Annotated in this window: 3 protein-coding genes; all 3 read left to right on the top strand. The window is 53.8% G+C overall.

Translation table 11 applies throughout. The annotated features are described in order from the left end of the window. Positions 1-812 (top strand): hypothetical protein (locus tag R6V78_RS14950; RefSeq protein WP_410290176.1); only part of this gene is annotated, 812 nt, incomplete at its 5' end. Positions 813-1,446: 634 nt separating this feature from the next. Beyond that, the gene (locus R6V78_RS14945) at positions 1,447-2,667 is read left to right on the top strand and encodes a hypothetical protein (RefSeq protein ID WP_410290175.1); all 1,221 of its coding nucleotides are present in this window, start codon (positions 1,447-1,449) and stop codon (positions 2,665-2,667) included. Between the two features lie 124 nt (positions 2,668-2,791). Further along, on the top strand, positions 2,792-3,028 hold a 237-nt coding region (locus R6V78_RS14940; protein WP_410290174.1), incomplete at its 3' end, for a hypothetical protein.

Here is a 3,028-nt window from a genome sequence, read left to right as displayed (position 1 = left end):
TCTATCTGACGCGGGTCCGCCGGGACGGTGGTTTGAGCTCTGCTGTTTTCGAATGGAATGGAAACGGTTTGACCGTTGTTGCCGACGGGCTCGAATGGTTTTTTCAAGCCCAGTACCTGCCGCACGAGGAAAAGGCGGCAATTGTCGGACAGAAGGCGGGCGCCCTCAGCGGCAGCGCTGCCAATCTGGGTGAAAGGGGCTTGTTTGCTCCCGGCATCTACCGGCTCCAATGGCAAAGCGAAACCCTGGTTTCTCAAGGCCGGCTGGATCTGCCCGAAGGGACTCAAATTTACGGTTTTGCCAGCGGAGATCTGATGGGAAACGGCGGCCGACAGGTCCTGCGCTATTCCCGCAGGGATCTGCTGCAGCTTTTCAACAGCGAAAATGTCGAGGAGTGGTGCAGTGCCGACGCATACGGAGGAAGCACGACCTATCTGGAAGTGGCTGTCGGCATCGACCCGGAAGACAATGCGCGCTACTACCTGGCCCAGCGCCTGCGGCTGGCAGCCGGTGAAAGGGATCAAAAATACCGAGCCATCGTTTCCCGCAATGAAGAGGCCGGCAGGCGGATTTTTCGGCGCTTTCGAAAATTTACCGGCGGCTGGATGGAAATTCTTGCCTGGAATGGTGTCGGATTGCAGACCGAGTGGCAATCCCAGCGGCTTGCCGGCTATGTCAGCGATTTTGTGCTGGCCGACATGGATCACGATGGCCGCCGGGACCTGGTGTACGCTCAGGTTTCCGGTTCGGGATCATTTTCACGATCATCTAAAAGCCGCATCTATATTCAAGCCCTGGAGGGAATATTTTAATACGGTGTTGCGGGTTTTGCGTTCAAGATGCAGTCGCGAACACCTGTACGGCAGAAGACACACTTGTGCGATAAATTGCACACCCAACCAGCGGTCCGGCACCTGCGCTATTTGGCTTTCAACGGCAGGTATTACAGGGCTAAAGCCCCGGACTACATTTTTAACAAATTGATATAATATCCTATATTTGATCAAAGCGCCCAGCGTCCATTCCTGTAGTGCAGGGTTTGAAGATTCCTCGCAGGAACCTGCTAGGAATCCTCCACCGTAAGGAATTCTATCTGTTTTGATTCGCTCGCTGTTGCGGTTCAACCCTGCCGAAGCCGGTTGCGGGACAGGCTGTTGAGAAGGGGGGCAACCCGGTCGTGCCAGCCGATGCACCTTTTAAGGCCGCTTTTAGCCCATCATTCCAGATAGATAGAATATTTATGAATATCCCCGCTCGTTATTGAATGTATTTTGCTTGACTAAATGCAATTTATGTGGGTTTTTTTAAGAATGGAAGTGTATTCGAACATGCTCCTTTGGTTTGAGCGAAAGGAGGAAAGGAGGTGGTTCAAGGCTAGATTCAAGAAGATGAAAAAAACGATTGGCAACTGGTTGTTAACTGAATGAAACTTATGGAGGAAACAAGATGAAGAAATTATTGGTAGTATCATTGGCGTTGCTGATTACCGGCGCATTCACGGTTCCGGCCGTGGCGGTGGATCACGAATTCGGCGGTTATTGGCGGACCCGGTTCTTCGACAACTCGGATTTTTCAGGCCAGGATGACGGGTCACAGGATGTGCGCAAGGCGGATACACGGACCCGGATTCACTACACGGCGGTGCTGAGCGATGAGCTCAAGCTGGTCAACAAGTTTGAGATGGACGCCACCTGGGGCGATACGGTCCGCGGTGACATCGGCGCGGACGGCCAGAACTTCGAGGTCAAGCATTCCTACGCGGATTTCAATCTGGGCGAATGGAATGTGAAAATGGGGACCCAGGGCAAGACCTTTGCGCGGGGCTTTCTGTTCGACGACGACTTTACCGGTCTGATCGTGCGCTATGTGGGCTATGACATGGTGATTCCGTTTATCTGGATGAAGGCCTACGAAGGCGGATACGGCGATGACGCGAACGACAATGATTTTGACTATTACGGTCTGGACCCGACGTTCAGCATGGGCGATCTGAAGTTGAACCCGTTTGTGATGTACATGACCTCGGAAGACGCCAGTGCGTGGAGCGCGACCAACGCCAATGAGGCGGCGGACGTCTTTTTTGTAGGGCTCAACGGAGACTGGAGCACGGACATGCTGTCGGTGTGGGTTACGGGCATCTACGAGACCGGCAAGGTGGAGATGGTCGGCGGAGATGAGCTGGATGTAGCGGCCTATCTGTTTGCAGCGGGCGCATCGGTGAACCTGGATGCGATGAGCGTTCACGGCCAGTTTTTCTATGCATCGGGGGATGACGACGAGAATGATGACGAGGCCAATGATTATTACGTACCCAAGGGGCGTTCCTACTACTGGGCGGAGATCATGGGCTACGGTGTTTTCGATGATCAGGTATCGGCGGGATCACCTGGGGACCAGATTTCCAACATCATGGCCGCCAATGTGGGAGTGGAATTTCCGCTGGACAAGCTGACGCTGGGAGCGGACGTGTGGTATGCGCAGCTGGTGGAGGACAATTTGGACGGGGACACGGATCTGGGGACGGAGATTGATATAACGGTGAAGTATCAGCTGCTGGATGACCTGGAAGTGACGGCGGTGGCGGCCTACCTGATGGCAGGGGACGCCACGGGCGGCGGTGACGAGGATCCGATGGAATTAGGCGTTCAGTTTGCCCTGAAATTCTAAGGGGTGCTGCTGAGCGGGCGGTTTTTTTAAAAACATCAGGTGAGCAAAAGCGTATCGTCAGTCCGGTGTATTCGGGAGAGAGGGTTGCGATTTTGCTTGCCGGCAATCTCCCATGGAGGAACTTATGAAGAAACGAATGCTGATCATAACGGCCATAGCGGCGCTGCTGTTGCTGCCGCTGACGCCTGCGTTTGCCATTGATATCTTTAGAACGCCGACCGAGATGATCCAGTGGGATCCGGATAGGGCTTTCAATGGCTACACTATCTTTTCTCCGTTCGGCAATGACGCCATACTGGTAGACATGGAGGGCAATTTGATCAACCTCTGGCAAAACGGAGATGTGAACACAAATTACGCC

The sequence above is a fragment of the Desulfosarcina sp. genome, assembly GCF_046496365.1.
GTDB lineage: Bacteria > Desulfobacterota > Desulfobacteria > Desulfobacterales > Desulfosarcinaceae > Desulfosarcina.
Note: the sequence above shows the minus strand (reverse complement) of the source record. Positions and strands in the feature narration are given on the sequence as shown.